Origin of the sequence: Pseudonocardia lacus (genome assembly GCF_018531445.1) — a bacterium.
In the GTDB taxonomy this organism is placed as follows: domain Bacteria; phylum Actinomycetota; class Actinomycetes; order Mycobacteriales; family Pseudonocardiaceae; genus Pseudonocardia; species Pseudonocardia lacus.
Window position 1 is genome coordinate 74,020 of the sequence record NZ_JAHDTH010000003.1, and the last position, 16,155, is coordinate 90,174.

General features: G+C 76.9%; 15 protein-coding genes and 1 pseudogene. 7 read left to right on the forward strand and 9 right to left on the reverse strand.

All coding sequences use genetic code 11. The features are described 5' to 3' along the window. Positions 1-52: 52 nt before the first annotated feature. From KIK08_RS01585 to KIK08_RS01610, 6 genes are all read right to left on the reverse strand, one after another. Entirely contained in the window at positions 53-1,174 is a 1,122-nt protein-coding gene (locus KIK08_RS01585) for an NAD(P)/FAD-dependent oxidoreductase (protein WP_214401128.1), read from the reverse strand. After that, on the reverse strand, positions 1,171-1,701 hold the full coding sequence (locus tag KIK08_RS01590; RefSeq protein ID WP_214401129.1) for an isoprenylcysteine carboxyl methyltransferase family protein: 531 nt from the start codon (positions 1,699-1,701) through the stop codon (positions 1,171-1,173). Before KIK08_RS01590 ends, KIK08_RS01585 begins: the two co-directional genes overlap by 4 nt. Further along, complete coding sequence (locus tag KIK08_RS01595) at positions 1,698-2,774, reverse strand: type III polyketide synthase (RefSeq protein WP_214401130.1); 1,077 nt, start codon at positions 2,772-2,774, stop codon at positions 1,698-1,700. The genes KIK08_RS01590 and KIK08_RS01595 overlap by 4 nt, the downstream gene beginning before the upstream one ends. A 3-nt stretch (positions 2,775-2,777) precedes the next feature. Further along, positions 2,778-3,995: an NAD(P)/FAD-dependent oxidoreductase gene (locus KIK08_RS01600; protein WP_214401131.1), complete on the reverse strand. Its 1,218-nt coding sequence runs from the start codon at positions 3,993-3,995 to the stop codon at positions 2,778-2,780. Beyond that, the gene (locus tag KIK08_RS01605; RefSeq protein WP_308257323.1) at positions 3,995-4,828 is read right to left on the reverse strand and encodes a UbiA family prenyltransferase; all 834 of its coding nucleotides are present in this window, start codon (positions 4,826-4,828) and stop codon (positions 3,995-3,997) included. The genes KIK08_RS01600 and KIK08_RS01605 overlap by 1 nt, the downstream gene beginning before the upstream one ends. Before the next feature lie 99 nt (positions 4,829-4,927). Next, positions 4,928-5,671 carry an SDR family oxidoreductase gene (locus KIK08_RS01610; RefSeq protein ID WP_214401132.1) on the reverse strand — a complete coding sequence of 248 codons (744 nt, stop codon included), beginning with the start codon at positions 5,669-5,671 and terminating at the stop codon, positions 4,928-4,930. A 67-nt stretch (positions 5,672-5,738) separates the two neighbouring features. On the opposite strand from KIK08_RS01610, the gene KIK08_RS01615 reads away from it, so the two are divergent. After that, the gene (locus KIK08_RS01615; protein ID WP_250556087.1) at positions 5,739-6,362 is read left to right on the forward strand and encodes a TetR/AcrR family transcriptional regulator; all 624 of its coding nucleotides are present in this window, start codon (positions 5,739-5,741) and stop codon (positions 6,360-6,362) included. A 178-nt stretch (positions 6,363-6,540) separates the two neighbouring features. Beyond that, positions 6,541-7,317 carry an SDR family NAD(P)-dependent oxidoreductase gene (locus KIK08_RS01620; protein WP_214401133.1) on the forward strand — a complete coding sequence of 259 codons (777 nt, stop codon included), beginning with the start codon at positions 6,541-6,543 and terminating at the stop codon, positions 7,315-7,317. An 11-nt stretch (positions 7,318-7,328) separates the two neighbouring features. On the opposite strand, the gene KIK08_RS01625 is transcribed toward KIK08_RS01620, so the two are convergent. Continuing rightward, positions 7,329-7,829: a hypothetical protein gene (locus KIK08_RS01625; RefSeq protein WP_214401134.1), complete on the reverse strand. Its 501-nt coding sequence runs from the start codon at positions 7,827-7,829 to the stop codon at positions 7,329-7,331. A gap of 3 nt (positions 7,830-7,832) precedes the next feature. Continuing rightward, complete coding sequence (gene pdxR / locus KIK08_RS01630) at positions 7,833-9,257, reverse strand: MocR-like pyridoxine biosynthesis transcription factor PdxR (RefSeq protein WP_214401135.1); 1,425 nt, start codon at positions 9,255-9,257, stop codon at positions 7,833-7,835. Positions 9,258-9,303: 46 nt separating this feature from the next. Between pdxR and KIK08_RS01635 the strand changes: the two genes are divergently transcribed. The 3 genes from KIK08_RS01635 (at position 9,304) to KIK08_RS01645 (ending at position 12,628) form a co-directional block, all read left to right on the forward strand. After that, the gene (locus KIK08_RS01635; RefSeq protein WP_214401136.1) at positions 9,304-10,647 is read left to right on the forward strand and encodes an FAD-binding oxidoreductase; all 1,344 of its coding nucleotides are present in this window, start codon (positions 9,304-9,306) and stop codon (positions 10,645-10,647) included. A 368-nt stretch (positions 10,648-11,015) separates the two neighbouring features. After that, positions 11,016-11,789: a methyltransferase domain-containing protein gene (locus KIK08_RS01640; protein WP_214401137.1), complete on the forward strand. Its 774-nt coding sequence runs from the start codon at positions 11,016-11,018 to the stop codon at positions 11,787-11,789. Further along, positions 11,786-12,628: a glycosyltransferase family 2 protein gene (locus tag KIK08_RS01645; protein ID WP_214401138.1), complete on the forward strand. Its 843-nt coding sequence runs from the start codon at positions 11,786-11,788 to the stop codon at positions 12,626-12,628. Before KIK08_RS01640 ends, KIK08_RS01645 begins: the two co-directional genes overlap by 4 nt. Before the next feature lie 64 nt (positions 12,629-12,692). Here the strand turns inward: KIK08_RS01645 and KIK08_RS39415 are convergent. Beyond that, positions 12,693-13,772 (reverse strand): annotated as a pseudogene (locus KIK08_RS39415) (glycosyltransferase family 9 protein); the annotation flags it as partial. A gap of 11 nt (positions 13,773-13,783) precedes the next feature. Between KIK08_RS39415 and KIK08_RS41440 the strand changes: the two are divergent. Next, complete coding sequence (locus KIK08_RS41440; protein WP_214401139.1) at positions 13,784-14,989, forward strand: glycosyltransferase family 4 protein; 1,206 nt, start codon at positions 13,784-13,786, stop codon at positions 14,987-14,989. Next, on the forward strand, positions 14,982-15,992 hold the full coding sequence (locus KIK08_RS01655; protein WP_214401140.1) for a glycosyltransferase family 9 protein: 1,011 nt from the start codon (positions 14,982-14,984) through the stop codon (positions 15,990-15,992). Before KIK08_RS41440 ends, KIK08_RS01655 begins: the two co-directional genes overlap by 8 nt. Positions 15,993-16,155 lie beyond the last annotated feature (163 nt).

The following is a 16,155-nucleotide window of genomic DNA, read 5'->3' on the forward strand; positions in this document are numbered from 1 at the left end:
CGGGCGCCGATCAGGGTGGGACGGCGCACCCGGCGGATCCCCCCGCGGGCGCTCATCCGTGGCCGCCGACGGGTCGGGCCAGCGCGTCGACCGTGCCGCGGAACAGCGGGGCCAGCAGGCGCGACGCGGGGACGAGCGCGCGGCGGGCGAGCTTCGGTCGGGTCCCCACGACCAGTGCCGCGGTCAGGAGGCGGTAGCGGCGGGTCAGCGCCGTCCAGTCGGGCTCGTAGCGCCGCGGGTCGCCGTCGACGACGGCCCGCACCGCGGCCTCGGCCTGGGCGAAGGCCAGGGCCAGGCCCTCACCGGTCAGGGCGTCGACGTACCCGGCGGCGTCCCCGACCAGGAGCACCCGACCGGCCACGCGCCGCCGCGAGCCCTGGCGCAGCGGGCCGGCGCCGCGCACCCCGCCGGCCGGTTCGCCGTCGTCGAGCAGCGCCGCCAGGTCCGGGAGGGTGCGCAGCTTCGCGTCGAACGAGCCCTTCGTCGAGCCGAGCACGGCGACGCCGACCAGGTCGGGCGCCACGGGTGTCACGTACGCCTCCACGTCGCGGCCCCAGTGCACCTCGACGTAGGGCGACCACGGGGCGACGCGGAAGTGGCGGCGCAGCCCGAAGCGGGGGTGGCGGGAACCGGGCACGTCGAGGCCCAGCGCGCGCCGCACGGGGGAGTGCAGGCCGTCCGCGGCGACGAGGTGGCGGGCGCGGACGCCGGCGGCGGTGACGCCGCGGTCGTCCTGGCGCACGTCGGTCACCGGGCGCGCCACGATCCGGGCCCCCGCCGCGACGGCCGCGTCGCGCAGGGCCCGGTGCAGCGTGGTCCGGCGGATGCCGCGGCCGGGGCCGGCGCGGAACCGGGCGTCGGCGCTCCGCCCGGCCCCGACGTACCGGATGCCGTGGAAGGGGTGCCCGGGCGGGTCGACGCCGAGCCGCAGCAGCGCGGCGAGCGCCCCGGGCATCAGGCCCTCCCCGCAGGCCTTGTCGATGCCGCCGTCGATGCCGCCGTCGATGCCGCCGTCGATGCCGCCGTCGATGCCGCCGTCGATGCCGCCGTCGGTCGCTCCCGCACGTGGCTCCCACACCTCGGTCTTCAGGCCGGCCCGGGCCGCGTGCAACGCGGTGACCAGCCCGGCCGGACCGCCCCCGGCGACGAGCAGGTCGAGGACGCCGCCGGTCACGCCGGCACCTCCCGCGCCGCCCACCGCAGGGCCCGCCGCTCGGCGCGGAGCCGGACGGTCAGCAGGGCGGCGTTCGCCACGGTGAACACCGCCGCGGTGAGCCAGGCGCCGTGCACCAGCGGGAGGGCAGCGCCCTCCACGACGACGACCGCGTAGTTGGGGTGCGACAGGTACCGGTAGGGACCCGAGGTGACCAGCGGCAGCCCCGGCACGACGATCACGCGGGTGTTCCACCGCGGCCCGAGCGCGGCGATGCACCACCAGCGCACCCCCTGGCAGGCGAGGACGAGCGCCGCCATCGTCCAGCCCGGCGCCGGCGTGAACTGCCGCGGCGCCAGCCACACCTCGGCGACGCAGCCGGCGAGCAGCGCGGTGTGCAGCACGACCATGACCGGGTAGTGGCCCCGACCGGTCTCGACCCCGCCGCGGGCCATGGCCCAGCGGGCGTGCCGCGTCGACACCACCATCTCGGCCAGCCGCTCGACGCCCACGGCCAGCACGAACAGGGTGTAGACCAGCGCGCTCACGCCGGCGCCCGCAGCAGCACCAGCTCGGAGCAGAACCCCGGCCCCATGGCCAGCATCAGCCCGTACGAGCCGGGCCGCGGCGGCCGGGTCCGCAGGGTGTCGGCGAGCACGTGCAGCACCGAGGCCGAGGAGAGGTTCCCGATCCGGCGCAGCGAGTCCCAGGTGAGCCCCAGCGCGTCGCGGTCGACGCCGAGGGCGTCCTGGAGGGCGTCGAGGACCTTGGGGCCGCCGGGGTGCGCCACGTACCAGCCGATGTCGTCGGGGGAGAGCCCGTGGTCGGCGAGGAAGCGGCGGACGTCGCCGCCCAGGTGGGTGCGCACCACGTCGGGCACGCCGCTGTCGAGCACGATCCGGAACCCGCTCGCGCCGATGTCCCAGCCCATCGTCCGCTCGGAGTCGGGGTAGAGCCGGCTGCGGGACGCCAGCACCTCGGGCTGCACCCGCTCGCTGTCGAGCAGTTGCGCCGCCCGTCGGGAGCCCGCGGCCACGACCGCGGCGGCGCCGTCGCCGAACAGCCCGCTCGCGACCAGGTTGGGCACCGAGGCGTCGCCGCGCTGCAGGGTCAGCGAGCACAGCTCGACGCTCAACAGCACCGCGACGGCGTCCGGGTGGCCGACGAGGTGGTCGTGCAGCCTGGCCACACCGGCCGCCCCGGCGACGCAGCCCAGCCCGACGATCGGGACGCGCACCACGTCCTCGCGCAGGCCGATGCGGGCGGCGACCAGGGCGTCCAGGGACGGTACTGCCAGGCCGGTGACGGTGGTGGACATGATGAGGTCGACGTCGGTAGGGGCGAGGTCGACGGCCTTGAGCGCTTCGACGACCGCGCGCGACCCCAGGTCGACGGCGGCGGCGATGAAGGCGTCGTTGGACTCCCCGAAGTCCCGCAGCCGCGCGTAGCGCTCCAGCGGGAGCGCGGTGTGGCGGGTGTCGACGCAGGCGTTGCGGTGCAGGCGGTCGACCAGGGCCCGGTTGACGCCGCTGCCGGTCAGCGCGCCGGCGAACGCGTCGGTGATCTCCCGCTGCGGGTAGCGGTGGTCGGGAAGGACGCCGTGGACGTCGAGTAGGCGCATGCGTCAGCTCTCCTGCGGGGGTGGCGGTCGGGTGCCGGGGTCGTGGCGCAGCAGGGCGGCGCCCAGGCCGCGCAGGACCCGGGCGGTGAGCCGGCCCCGGGCCAGCGCGAGCTCGACGAGGTCGTCGAACACCCGCTGGTCGCGGGCGGCGGCGCGCAGGCCCGCCTCCAGCATCGGCCCGGAGCGCGTCAGGCGCGCGGCGAGGGCGGTGTGGCGCAGGTGCGGGAACAGGTGCGCGCGGGCGGCCAGGCCGTAGCCGAGCCCGGCGTCGGCGGGCCGACCGGCCGCGACCGCCCGCGCTGCCGCGCGTCCCGCGGTGATGCCCGTGCTCACGGCGTAGTAGATGCCCTCGCCGGAGATGGGGTTCACCAGGCCGGCGGCGTCGCCGACGAGCAGGACCCGGCCCGTCGGGGGGCGCCAGCGCGCACCGGAGAGCGGCAGGTGGTGGCCCCGCCAGTCGGTGCCGTCCCGGGTGGCCCCGGGCAGCAGGTCCTCCAGGCGGGCCAGGAGGTCGGCCCGAGTCGGCCCGCCCGGGCCGCGGAGCAGCTCGCCGTAGCCGATGTTCGCGAGCCCGTCGCCCCGGTCGAACGACCAGGCGTAGGCGGGCTGCGCGCCGGGGCCGAAGGCGATGACCTGGGTACCGCGCCGCGACGCGGGCACGGGGGCGTAGCCGCGCAGGGCGAGGGCCGTCGCCCCCGGCGGCAGCCCCAGCTGGCGGCGCACGACCGAGTGCGCGCCGTCGGCGCCGACGACCACCTGCGCCTCGGTGCCGCCCTCGGTGCCGCCCTCGGTGCTGCCCTCAACGCCGCCCTGGATACCGCCGTCGATGCGGACACCGTCGTCGTCGACGGTCAGGTCGCGGACGCGATGGCGCAGCAGCGTCGCGCCGGCGTCGCGCGCGGCCTCGACGAGGCGCGCGTCGAAGACCCGGCGCGGCACCACGTACGACGCCCGGACCATGGCGCGGTCGACGTCGCGCCCGCCGCGGGTCAGCCGCAGCCGCGCCACCGGGACGCGGTCGTCGAGCAGACCGGTGACGCCGACCCCGGCCAGCCGGTCGAGGACCTGCGGCGCGATCCCGTCGCCGCAGGCCTTGTCCCGGGGGAAGCCGGCCCGGTCGAGCAGCGCCACCCGCAGCCCCGGGCGCTCGTGCAGCGCGCCGAGCGCGGCGGCCGCGCCCGCCGGCCCGGCCCCGACGACGACGAGGTCCCACGCGGCCATCAGCCGGCCCCGACCAGCAGCACGACGTCGAGCAGCGCGATCCCGAGCGCGGCGCGGAACGGCCAGCGGCCCCGCCCGGCCAGGCTGACCGCGGCCAGCGCGGCGACCAGCAGCAACGCCCCCCACACCCACAGCGGGCGGCGGCCGGCGGGCCCGAGGGCGGCCAGCAGTGACGCGGCGACCAGGAGTCCCGCGGCCACGACGCGCCCGGCGCGTTCGCCCAGCCGGTGCGGGAACCCGCGCACGCCCGTGCGCAGGTCGTCGGCGAGGTCGGGCAGGGCGTTGAGCACGTGCGCGCCGACGCCGAGGCACGCCCCGGCCGCGATGACCCACCACGGCGGCCAGGCCGGCGCCGGCCCGGCGAGCGTCGCGACCGCGGGCAGGGTGCCGAACGCGACGGCGTACGGGACCCAGGACAGCGCCGTGGCCTTCAGCCCGAGGTTGTAGGCCTGCCCGGAGCCGACCACCAGCAGCAGGTGCACCAGCCCGCTGCGCCACCCGACCGCCAGGGACAGCGCCACGCACGCGCACCCGGCCAGCGCGACCGCGGGTGCGATCCGGCCCACCGGAACACGGCCGGCCGCCAGCGGCTTGTCCGCGCGGCCGGTCGCGCGGTCGCGGGGCAGATCCACCAGGTCGTTGACCCAGCCGATGGTGAGTTGGCCGGCCGCGACGGCCCCGACGACGCCCGCGGTGGTCGCCACCGGCAGCCCGGCGGCGACCGCCAGCAGGCCCGCGACGACGGTGACGACGGCCGCGGGGCCGGGGTGCGCGGCCGAGACCATCCCGACCGCGCCGGCGAGGCGGCCGGAGCGCGGCGTCGCCGCGCTCACCGGCCGACGTCGCCCGTCGGGGCGGAGCTCAGGGTCACGGGATCGGACGTACCCCCGGAACCGGTGGTCCACGCCTGCCGGCGGCCCCGGCAGGTCCCATCAGGCGATGCCGCCGTTGGGGGCGAGGACCTGGCCGTTGACCCAGCGCCCGTCCGGACCGGTCAGGAAGGACACGGCGGCGGCGATGTCGGTGGGCGTGCCGAGGCGCTCCAGCGGGGGCAGCGCGGCCATCCGGGCGACGGTCTCCTCGTCCTTGCCTTCGAGGAACAACGGGGTGGCCGTGGGGCCAGGGGCGACGGCGTTGACGGTGACGTCGCGCCCGCGCAACTCCTTGGCCAGGACCAGGGTCATCGCGTCGACGGCGCCCTTGCTGGCCGCGTAGCCGGCGTAGGTCGGCAGCGCCAGCCGCACGACCGTCGAGGAGAAGGTGACGATCGCGCCGCCGCGGCGGACCCGCCGGGCCGCCTGCTGGGCGACGGCCAATGTGCCCCGCACGTTGGTGCGCAGCATCCGGTCCAGGTCGTCGAACCGGGCTTCGGCCAGCGGGGCGAGCAGCATGATCCCGGCGGTGTGCACCACCGCGTCCACGCCGCCGAAGCGGCGCTCCGCCTCGTCGAACAGGGCGCCGACGTCGTGCTCGTCGGCCACGTCGCCGGGCACGGCGACGGCGGTGCCGCCGGAACCGGTGATGGCCTCGACCGTCTCCTTCGCGCGCTGCTCGTTGCCCGCGTAGTGCGCGACGACGGCGAACCCGTCGGCGGCGAGGCGCTCGGCGACCGCGCGGCCGATGCCGCCGGACGCCCCGGTGACGATGGCGACGCGGTCGGGCGTGGGGGTGCTCATCGGTGCCTCCTGGTCGAACTGTGTGTACGATGCGTTCATATAATCACGATATGAACGGAGCGTCCATATGGGCACCGGTGACGCCGCTCACACCGCCGAGCCGGCCGTGCGCCGTGGTCGGGGCCGGCGACCCGCGGCCCAGGTGCGCGCCGAAGTGCTCGACGCCGCCGGTCAGCTCCTGCTCGAGGAGGGCATGGCCGCGTTCACCATGGAGCGGGTGGCGGCCCGGTCCGGGGCCAGCAAGGTGACCCTCTACAAGTGGTGGCCCTCGAAGGGGGCGCTGGCGCTCGACGGCTACACCCACGCCGTGCGGCGCCGGCTGGAGTTCCCCGACTCCGGCGACATCGAGGCCGACCTGATCACCCAGATGCGCTCGTTCGTCGAGGTCCTGCGGGGCCCGGCCGGGCGCGCCATCGCCGAGCTGATCGGCCAGGCGCAGACCGACGCCGAGCTGGCGGCGGCCTACCGGGAGCGGTACTCCGGGCCGCGCCGCGCGCTGGCCGTGGACGTGCTGCGGCGCGCCCAGGAGCGCGGGCAGATCCGGACCGACGTCGATCCGGAGGTCGTGATCGACCAGCTGTGGGGGGCGGCGTACCACCGCCTGCTCATCCCCGACCAGCCGCTGACCGCGGAGTTCACCGACGCGCTGGTGCGCACGATCATGGCCGGGCTCCGGCCCGCGGCGGGATGACCGCTACCGCGCAGGGCGAACGCCCCGCCGCCGGCCGCGACGGTCCGCCGATCACCGCGAGCGCAGGATCACCCGCCGGACCAGGCGCGTTCGTCTACGGTCGCAGGAGCAGCCCGACCCGGCCCCCGCACCGCGGACCGGCCCGGGAGGCGTCCGTGCCACCGAGGCGAGGAGCACCGTGAGCGAGTTCCCCCTGCCCAACACCTCGCACGACCTGACCGGGCAGGTCGCCCTGGTCACCGGGGCCTCCTCCGGGTTGGGCCGGCGGTTCGCCGCCACGCTGGCGGCCGCCGGTGCGTCCGTGGTCGTCGCGGCGCGGCGCAAGGACCGCATCGACGAACTGGTCGCCGAGATCGCGGGGCGGGGCGGGCGGAGCGCCGCGCTGGAGCTGGACATGACCCGCGCCGACACCTTCGCCGGGGCGGTCGATCAGGCCGAGACCCACTTCGGCCCGATCACCATCCTGGTCAACAACGCCGGCGTGCCGGACGCCCAGCGCGCGCACCGGATGCCGCTGGAGCTGATCGACACGGTCTTCGACACCAACCTGCGCGGCCCGTACGTGCTCACCTGCGAGGTCGCCCGGCGGCTGATCGCCGCCGGCACCCCGGGCCGGATCGTGAACATCTCCTCGATGGGCGCATTCGACTACCGCGGGAACGGCGCCGCCCTCTACTCGATCACCAAGGCCGGCATCGCGCGGATGACGGAGGCGCTGGCGGTGGAATGGGCCCGGTTCGGGATCAACGTCACCGCCATCGCGCCGGGCGCGTTCTCCTCGGAGATGATGGACGGGATGATCGAGCGGATCGGCGACGTCGCCCAGCACTTCCCGCGCCGGCGCCTCGGGGATCCCGCGCAGCTCGACTCGACGCTGCTCTACCTGTGCTCGCCGGCCTCCGAGATGGTCACCGGCACGATCATCAAGGTCGACGACGGCCAGCACGGGCGGTAGCGGTCGGCCGCCTACTTGGCGGCGTCGACGCGGCCGCGGTCCTGTCCCCGGGCGGGCGTCGCGAGCGTGCGGATGCCCCTGACCAGGACCAGCAGGACCAGGCCGGCCACCAGGGCGGCGCAGGCGACCGTCACCGACCCGGTCGTCAGGACCGCGCCGAATGCGCCGAGCGACACCAGGGAGCCGAACGCGCCCACCGAGAGGACCGAGCCGAAGGACCCGACCGAGAGCACCGACAGGACGGAGCCCAGGGAGGCGACGGACAGGACCGACCCGACGGAGCCGATCGACAGGACGGAGTCCTTCGAGCCGACGCTCAGGATCGAACCGCTCGACCGGTAGGACAGGATGTTCGTGCTTCGCGCCGGGCGCCCGGTCTCGGCACCGTTGTTCTCGGCACCGTTGTTCTCGTCGAAGTTCATGAACCGAAAACTAGGTCCGGGAACCGGTCCGGCGAAGTACGGCTTGCCACGGTTGTTCCCCCCGATCCCGCACGGGTCGGGCCGTGACACCTGTCATGCCCGCGACCTCACCTCGGCCACGGCGTCGGCGAGCAGGTCGACGCCGGTGGTGATGGCCCGCTCGCCGATCGAGGAGTAGCCGAAGACGAGCCCGCCGGGCCCGGTCCGGGCCATCCGGTACGGGGTCACGCCGTGCACGGCGACGCCGTGCCGGGCGGCCGCGGCGACCACCGCGGCCTCGTCGAGGTCCGGGGGGAGCCAGGCCACCAGGTGCAGGCCCGCGGCGATGCCGGCCGGTTCCAGGTCGGGCAGCCGGGCGGCCAGCGCGGCGAGCAGCGCGTCGCGCCGCCTGCGGTACACCGGGCGCATCCGTCGCAGGTGGCGGTCGAACTCGCCGCGGGCCAGGAAGTCGGCGAAGCTCAGCTGCTCCAGCGCCGGCGATCCGCGGTCGGCCAGCACCTTGGCCGCCGCCACGTCGGCGACCAGGTGGCGGGGCAGGACCAGCCAGCCCAGCCGCAGCCCGGGAGCCAGCGTCTTGCTGGCGCTGCCGGCGTAGACGACCCGTTCCGGGGCCAGCCCCTGCATGGCCCCGACCGGCTGCCGGTCGTAGCGGTACTCGGCGTCGTAGTCGTCCTCCACGACCAGCGCGCCGCGCCGGTCGGCCCAGTGCAGCACGGCCGCCCGCGCCTGCGCGCTGAGCACGCCGCCGGTGGGCCACTGGTGCGACGGGGTGAGGATCACCAGGTCGGCGTCGGAGCGTTCGAGCGCGGCCACGTCGACGCCGTCGGGGCCGACCGGGATCCCGACGACCTCCATGCCCGCCGCCGCGGCGATCGGCCGGGCGTCGTCGTCCGACGAGGGGTCCTCGACGGCCAGCCGCCGGGCCCCGCGCCGGGCCAGCACCGCGATGAGCAGCGTGACGGCCTGGGCGTAGCCGTTGCAGATCAGCACGGTGTCCGGGTGGGCCGCGGTGCCGCGGACCCGGTTGAGGTAGTCCGCCAGCGCCGTGCGCACCTCGACGACGCCCTGCCCGGTGGAGTAGAGGAACCGGTCGCCGGGCGTCTCGACCATGACCCGGCGGATCGAGCGCAGCCAGGTCTGGCGGGGGAAGCTGGCGACGTCCGCGCGCCCGTAGCCGAAGTCGACGCGCAGGTCCGGTCCGGGCGTGGCGGGCGCCGCGGGCTCGGCCGCCACGTGCCGCGGCCACTCGGCCACGGTGGTGTAGCCGCCGGTGCGCCCGGTGAGGTAGCCCTCGGCGATGAGCTGCTGGTAGGCCTCCACCACGACCCCTCGCGAGACCCCGAGCTCGGCCGCCATGGTGCGGGTGGGCGGCAGCCGGGTGCCCACGGCGAGGCGCCCGGAGCGGATGCCCGCGCGGATGGCCGCCCCCACCTGCCGGTGCAGCGCCTCGGGACCCGAGCGGTCCAGGATGAGGGGCAGATCGCCGTAGCGACCCGAATTGGTACCCGAAACGGCCATCGGATCGGACCATATCGTCCGGACCGATCGCTGTCAGGGTTCTCCCATGACGAACCGATCCACGGACCTGGCCCACCACTTCGACGGTCAGCTGCTGCGCGCGGGCGACCCCGGCTACGACGAGGCGCGCACGGTGTGGAACGCGATGGTCGACCACCGGCCCCGGATGATCGTCCGGTGCGCCGGCGTCGGCGACGTGGTCGCCGCCGTCCGGACCGCGCGCGATCTGGACCTGGAGATCGGCGTGCGGTGCGGGGGTCACAGCGTGGTCGGCCACGCCGTCCCGCAGGACGGCCTGATGATCGACCTCACCCCGATGGGCGGGGTGCGGGTGGATCCCGTCCGGCGGCGGGCGTGGGTGCAGGGCGGGGCGATGCTGGGTGCGCTCGACGCGCAGGCCCAGCGGCACGGCCTGGCCACCACGGCCGGCAACGTCTCGCACACCGGCGTCGGCGGGCTCACCCTCGGCGGCGGGATGGGGTGGCTGGCCCGTCAGCACGGCCTGACCTGCGACAACGTGGAGTCGTTCGAGCTGGTGACGGCGGCCGGCGAGGTCGTGAGGGTGACCCGCGATGAGCACCCCGACCTGTTCTGGGGGCTCTGCGGCGGGGGCGGGAACTTCGGCGTCGTCACCGAGTTCGAGTTCCGCCTGCACGAGGTCGGCACCCGTGCGCTGACCGCGGAGTACTCGTTCGGGCTCGACCAGGGCGCCGCGGTGCTGCGCGGCTGGCGCGACCTGAACGCCGAGGCGCCCCGGGAGGCCACCTTCACCGCCGGGATCGGCGCCGACGGGCTGCTCACCGTCGGGTTCGTCTGGGTCGGCGACCCCGAGCGGGGCCGGCGGCTGGCCCCGCGGATCGGCGCGCTCGGGCGGCCGGTCGCCGAGCACGTCGTCGAGCGGACCTACCTGCAGCTGCAGCGCCGCGACGACGCCACCGACGGGCACGCGCTGCGCCGGTACTGGAAGGGCCACTTCCTGCGGGGGTTCGACGACGCGGCGATCGAGGCGTTCCTGCGCCGGGGGACCGCCGACGGCACCGGCGAGAACCTGCCCAGCGTCGGCCTGCAGGCCTACGGTGGCGCGATCGACGACGTGGCCGACGCCGACACCGCGTTCAGCCACCGCGGCACGCTCTTCGAGTACGTCGCGGCCAGCCCGTGGACCGACCCGGCCGAGGACTCGGCCCGCTTCGCCGTGGCCCGCCGGTGCGCGGCCGCGATGGAGCCCTTCGCCAGCGGCGTGTACGTCAACACCCTGTCCGACGAGGGCGACGCCGGCGTGCGCCGGGCGTACTCCGCGGACAAGCTCGCCCGGTTGACCGCGCTCAAGTCGCGCTACGACCCGGACAACGCCTTCCACCTCAACCACAACATCCGCCCGGCCGCCTGACCGCGGGCCGGTGCGGCGCACACCTCGCAGAGGTGGTGGCGTCCGCGCAGCGGCAGGGGTGTTGTCGCAGCCCGCCGGCCCGCTGCGACAACACAGCCGGGGCTGCGAGGAAACAGCCCGGGGCTGCGAGGTGCCCGGGGCCGCTCCTGGCCCGTGGGTGGCGCGCACACCGCCTGGTCGGCGCACATCTCGTGATCGCCGCGCACATGTCGTGACGTGTGCGCCGGGACCAGCTGGTGTGCGTGGCGGCGGGTGTGCGGGGCGGCGACGGCCGCGACGGGGACGGTTGGAGCGCGGCGTTGCGGGAAGCCGGGACGCATGGACGCGGAGACCACCCCGACCCCCGACACGGCCCGAGGTCCGGGGGTATGAGCGAACTGGACGACCTGCGCGCGGAGGTCGCGCTGCTGCGCGAGCGGCTCGACGTCCTGGCCGGGGCCAGCCCGCGGTTCGCCGCGGTCTACCCCGCGTTCGAGGACCGCTTCCGCGGCGCCGAGGCCGAGGTCCGCGAGCGGCTGGCGGTGCACCTGCCCCGGGTGCGGGCGGTGGTCACGCCGGGCGCCGAGGGCCCCCGGGTGCTCGACGCGGGTCCGGGGCGGGGGGAGTGGTTGGCCCTGCTGGCCGAGGCGGGGGTGCCGGCGGCCGGCGCGGACGACAACGCCGCCATGGTGCGACGGCTGCGCGAGCGCGGCCTGGACGTGGCGCACGCCGACGCGACGACGCACCTCGAAGGGCTGCCGGCCGGGTCGCTGGACGCGGTCACGGCCTTCCACGTCGTCGAGCACCTCGACCTGGAGGCGCTGCTGGGGCTGCTCGCCGCGGCCCGGCGGGCGCTGCGCCCGGGCGGGTTGTTCCTCGCCGAGACGCCGGACCCGACGAACCTGGTGATGGGCGCCTGCAACTTCCACATCGACCCGACCCACCGCAACCCGGTGCCGCCTGCCCAGCTGGAGTTCCTGGTCGGCGCCGTCGGGTTCACCGACGTCGAGATCGTGCGCCTGCACCCCAAGGAGGACCTCGACCTGTCCGGGCTGCGGCTCGACGGGATCAGCGCGCGGGCGTCGGCGGCCGTGGCACTGGCGCTGCAGAAGGGGCTGTTCGGCACCCAGGACTACGCGGTGCTGGCCGCGGTGCCCGGATGACGGCGATCGACGTCCTGATCCCGACGAGCGGGCGCCCGGTCGAGCTCGCGACGACGCTGGCCGGCCTGGCCGCGCAGAGCGGGGTGGACTTCCGGGTCGTCGTCTCCGACCAGTCCGACGGCCCGCCCGCGTATGACACGCCGTCGGCGACCACCCTGGTGCGGGCGCTGCGGCGGCGGGGCACCCCGGTCGAGCTGCTGCGCCACCTGCCCCGGCGGGGCATCGCCGAGCAGCGGGCGTTCCTGCTCTCGCGGGCCCGTGCGGACGCGGTGCTCTACCTCGACGACGACGTGTGGCTCGAACCCGGGGTGCTCGACCGGCTGCACCGGGCGCTGCACACGCTCGGCTGCGGGTTCGTCGCCGCCGCGATGCAGGGCCTGTCGCACCTGGACGACGTGCGCCCCGACGAGTGCGCCCCGTTCGAGATGTGGGACGGCCCGGTGCGCCCGGAGACCGTCGTCAAGGACGGCCCGGCCTGGTCGCGCTGGACCCTGCACAACGCCGCGAACGGCGTGCACCTGGCCGAGCGGCTGGGCCTGGACACCGGGGCGCTGCCCCCGCCGCAGCGCTGGGTGGCCTACAAGGTGGCGTGGGCCGCCGGGTGCGTCCTGTTCGACCGGACGGCGCTGCTGGAGGCGGGCGGGTTCGACTTCTGGCGCGACGTGCCGGCCGACACGCACGGCGAGGACGTGCTGAGCCAGCAGCGGGTCATGGCCCGGCGGGGAGGGGCCGGAATCCTGCCGAGCGGCGCCTACCACCAGCAGTCGCCGACGACCCTCGGTGGCCGTTCGGCGTCGGCGGTCGACCTGCTGGCCCTCGTCCCGCCCGCGCGGCGGTGAGCTCCAGGGCGGCGTCGGCGACGGTGGCGGGGGCGATGTCGAGGCACTCGTGCCCGAACGGGCAGCTGAACTGGCGGCACGGGCTGCACGGCGTCGGCACGGTCAGCACCGCGGCCGGCACCGAGCGCGGGCGGTACTGCCCGGGTTCCTCGGTGCCCGCGAAGAGGGCCACCACGGGCGTGCCGACGGCGTCGGCGAGGTGCATGCCCCCGCTGTTGTTCGTGACCGCGACCGCGGCTCCGGCGAGCAGCGCCGCCAGACCGGGCACGTCCAGCGCCCCGACCAGGGCCTCGACCCCCGCACCGGCGGCGGCCACCTCCGTGACCAGGTCGCGCTCGCCCTCCGGGCCGCACACCGCGACCGGGAGCCCGGCCCCCGCCAGCCGCCGGGCGACCTCGGCGAAGCGGGCCGCGGGGTAGCGGCGGGACGCGCAGGACGCGCCGGGCAGCAGCACGGCGTGCGGGGCGTCGGGGTCGAGCCCGGCGGCGGCCAGCGCGTGCCGCGCCGCGGCCCGGTCGGCCTCGCCGACCCGGGCGTGCAGGTCGGTCCCGCAGGCCGGGACGCCGAGCCGCCCGAGCAGGTAGTTGGCCCGGTCGACCTGGTGCAGCGCGTCGTCGGGCGCGGGCACCCAGTGGGTGAGGGCGGCGCCGCCGAACTCCTTGGACAGCCCGGCCCGCACCGGGATGCCGGCCTGCTGGCAGGCGTACGCGCCGGGCCACGGCGACTGGGAGAACGAGGTGAGCAGGACGGCGGCGTCGTAGCCGCGGCGGGCGAACTCGGCGACGAGGTCGGCGTCGGGCGCGCCCGCTCCCGCCGCCCCCGCGTCGGAGCCGAACCGCTGCCACGACACCCGCGCGACGACCGTCGCGTCCACCTCGGGCAGCAGCGCCGCTCCGGCCGCGCCCGCGGGCGACACGAGCAGGTCGATGCGGGCGGCCGGCGCGGCGGCGCGCAGGGCGGTCAGCGCGGGGCCGGCCAGCAGCACGTCGCCCAGGTTGTCGGGGCGCACGACGAGCAGGCGCCGCACGGCCCGCCAGTCGATGGGCGGGGCGGCCAGCGCGCCGGGGTGCTCGAACCGATCGACCGTCACGACAGGCACGTTCCCGGCGGGGGCGCGGCGAACCCCGTTTCGCCGACCGCGCACGGGGAACCGAGGTGCGGACGGGACGGGCGACGGTGGGGGTGGCGGTGCGGATCGCGCTGGTCGGGGGTCGGGTGGATGCCGAGCGCGACGGCGTCGCCGACTACGCGGCGAACCTGTCGGCGGCGCTGCGCGCGGCCGGCACGGACGTCGTGCCGGTCCAGGTCGACGGCTCGCCGCGCGATGTGGTGGCGGCGGCCCGGCGGCTGCGCGCGGATCGCCCCGACGTCGTGCACGTGCAGTTCGCGCCCTCGGCGTTCGGGTTCCGGCCGTGGCCGGGTCTGCTGCCCGACCTGGTGGCGGCGCCGGTCGTGACCACCGTGCACGAGTACGGCTGGTGGGCCGCGCCGGCGTGGGTGCCGCCCGCGGTGTGGCGCGCGGTCGAGCGGGGCGGTCGGTTCGACCGCGAGACGTGGCGGCTGGTCACGGCGGCCGCGGGCACCGTCACGACGAACGCCGGGCACGCCGCGGAGCTCCGCCGCCGGCTCGGGGTCGTCCCGCAGCTGGTGCCGCTGGCTCCGAACGTGCCCGACCTCGGCGGCACGCCAGGACGGGCGGCCGTGCGCCGCGGGCTCGGGGTGCCCGGCGACGCCGAGGTGGTGGTGTTCTTCGGCTTCGTGCACCCGGTGAAGGGGTTGCGCTACCTGATCGAGGCCGTCGCGGCGCTGCGCGCTGGCGGCCGCGACCGGCTGCACCTGCTGGTGCTGGGCGGGTTCACCTCGGCGGCCCTCCCGGAAGGGGAGGCGCGCGCGTTCCGGGCCGAACTGGAGGCCGTGTGCCGGGAGCACGGCGTGACCGAGCACGTGACGATGACCGGGCACCTTGCCGCCGAGCGGGTCTCGGCCGCGCTGCACGCGAGCGACGTCGCCGCGTTCCCGTTCACCGCGGGGGCGACGACGAAGAGCGGGGCCCTGCTCTCGGCGTTCGCCCACGGCCTGCCCACCGTCGTGACCGCGGCGGACCCGCCCGACCCGGACCTGGTCGACGGCGTCACGGTCGCCGTCGCGCCCCGGGTCCGCGACGCCGGGGTGCTGGTCGAGGCCCTGGGCGGGCTGCTCGACGACCCGGCCCGCCGGGCGCGGGTCGCCGCGGGCGGCGCCGGCCTGGCCGCCGGGCGGGACTGGGCCCACATCGCGGCGGCCCACCGCGAGCTCTACGCGCGGGTGCTGGGCCGCAGCGTCCCGGGTCACGGCGTCGTGGCGGGCCGCAGCCGTGCCTGACCGGTTCCGCGACGTCCTCGTGGTCGACCTGCTCGGCGGCCTCGGCGACCTCTGCATGGTGCTGCCGTCGGTGCACGCGCTGGCCCGCCGCAACCCGGGTGCCGCGCTGCGGGTGCTCACCCACGCCCCCGGCGACGCGCTGCTGCGCACCGACCCGGCCGTCTCGGAGGTTGTGCGCGCGGCGAAGGGCCACGAGCGCGCCGCCGTCGTCGCCGAGCTCGACCGCCGCCGCCCGGATCTGGTGGTCTGCACGACCCGCTACGACGGGATCGCCGAGGAGATCGAGTCGCGCGGGATGCGCAGCGTCACCGACCTGTGGCGGCGCCCGCCGGCCGACGAGCCGGTCGCCCGGCGCTACTGGCGGATCCTGGCCGCCGAGGGCCTCGTCGACGGCGCGTACCGCCCGCCGGCGCTGCACCTGACGGCGGCCGAGCGCCGGGCGGGAGCGGCGGCTCTGCACCGGCTGGCGCCCACCGGCGCGCCGGTGGTCCTCGTGCCGGAAGCGGGCATGGCGGTCAAGCGGTGGCCGCACTGGAGGGCCCTCGCCGAGGAGCTCGCCCGCGCCGGCGCGCCCGCGCTGGTGGTGGGGGAGCGGGACCCGGCGCCGGAGTGGGCGGCCGGGCTCGCGCGGCCGGTGCCACCGACCGACCTGCGCTCCCTCGCGGCCCTGTTCGCCGCCGTCGATGGCCGCGGCGGTGCGGTGGTGGGGCCCGACACCGGGCCGGTCCGGGTGGCCGCGGCCGTCGGCGCGCGGACCGTCGGGCTGTTCGGGCCGACCCTCGCGGCCCGCTACGGGCTCGACGCGCCGGCGGTGGACCTGCAGGGCCTGCCCGGCTGCCCGCACCGGCGCCCCACCGCGATCACCGAGCAGGTGTGCTGGTGGGAGGCGCGCTGCCCGCTCTCCCCGGAGGGCCCCGCCTGCATGGCCGACATCGGTCCGGACGCGGTGGGCGCGGCGCTCTCCGCCGCGATCGGGGTCACCACCTCGCCCGCCGACGCATGAACGGGCCGTCACGAGGTACGTGTGGGCGTGACCGTCACCGAGAGCCGTGAGCTGACCATCCTCGACCCCCGCACCGGCGACGTCGTCGGGCGCGTCGCGAGCGCCACTGGCGACCGGTGCGCCGCGGCGGTGGCCGCGGCCCGGGCCGCCGCCGGCGGCTGGG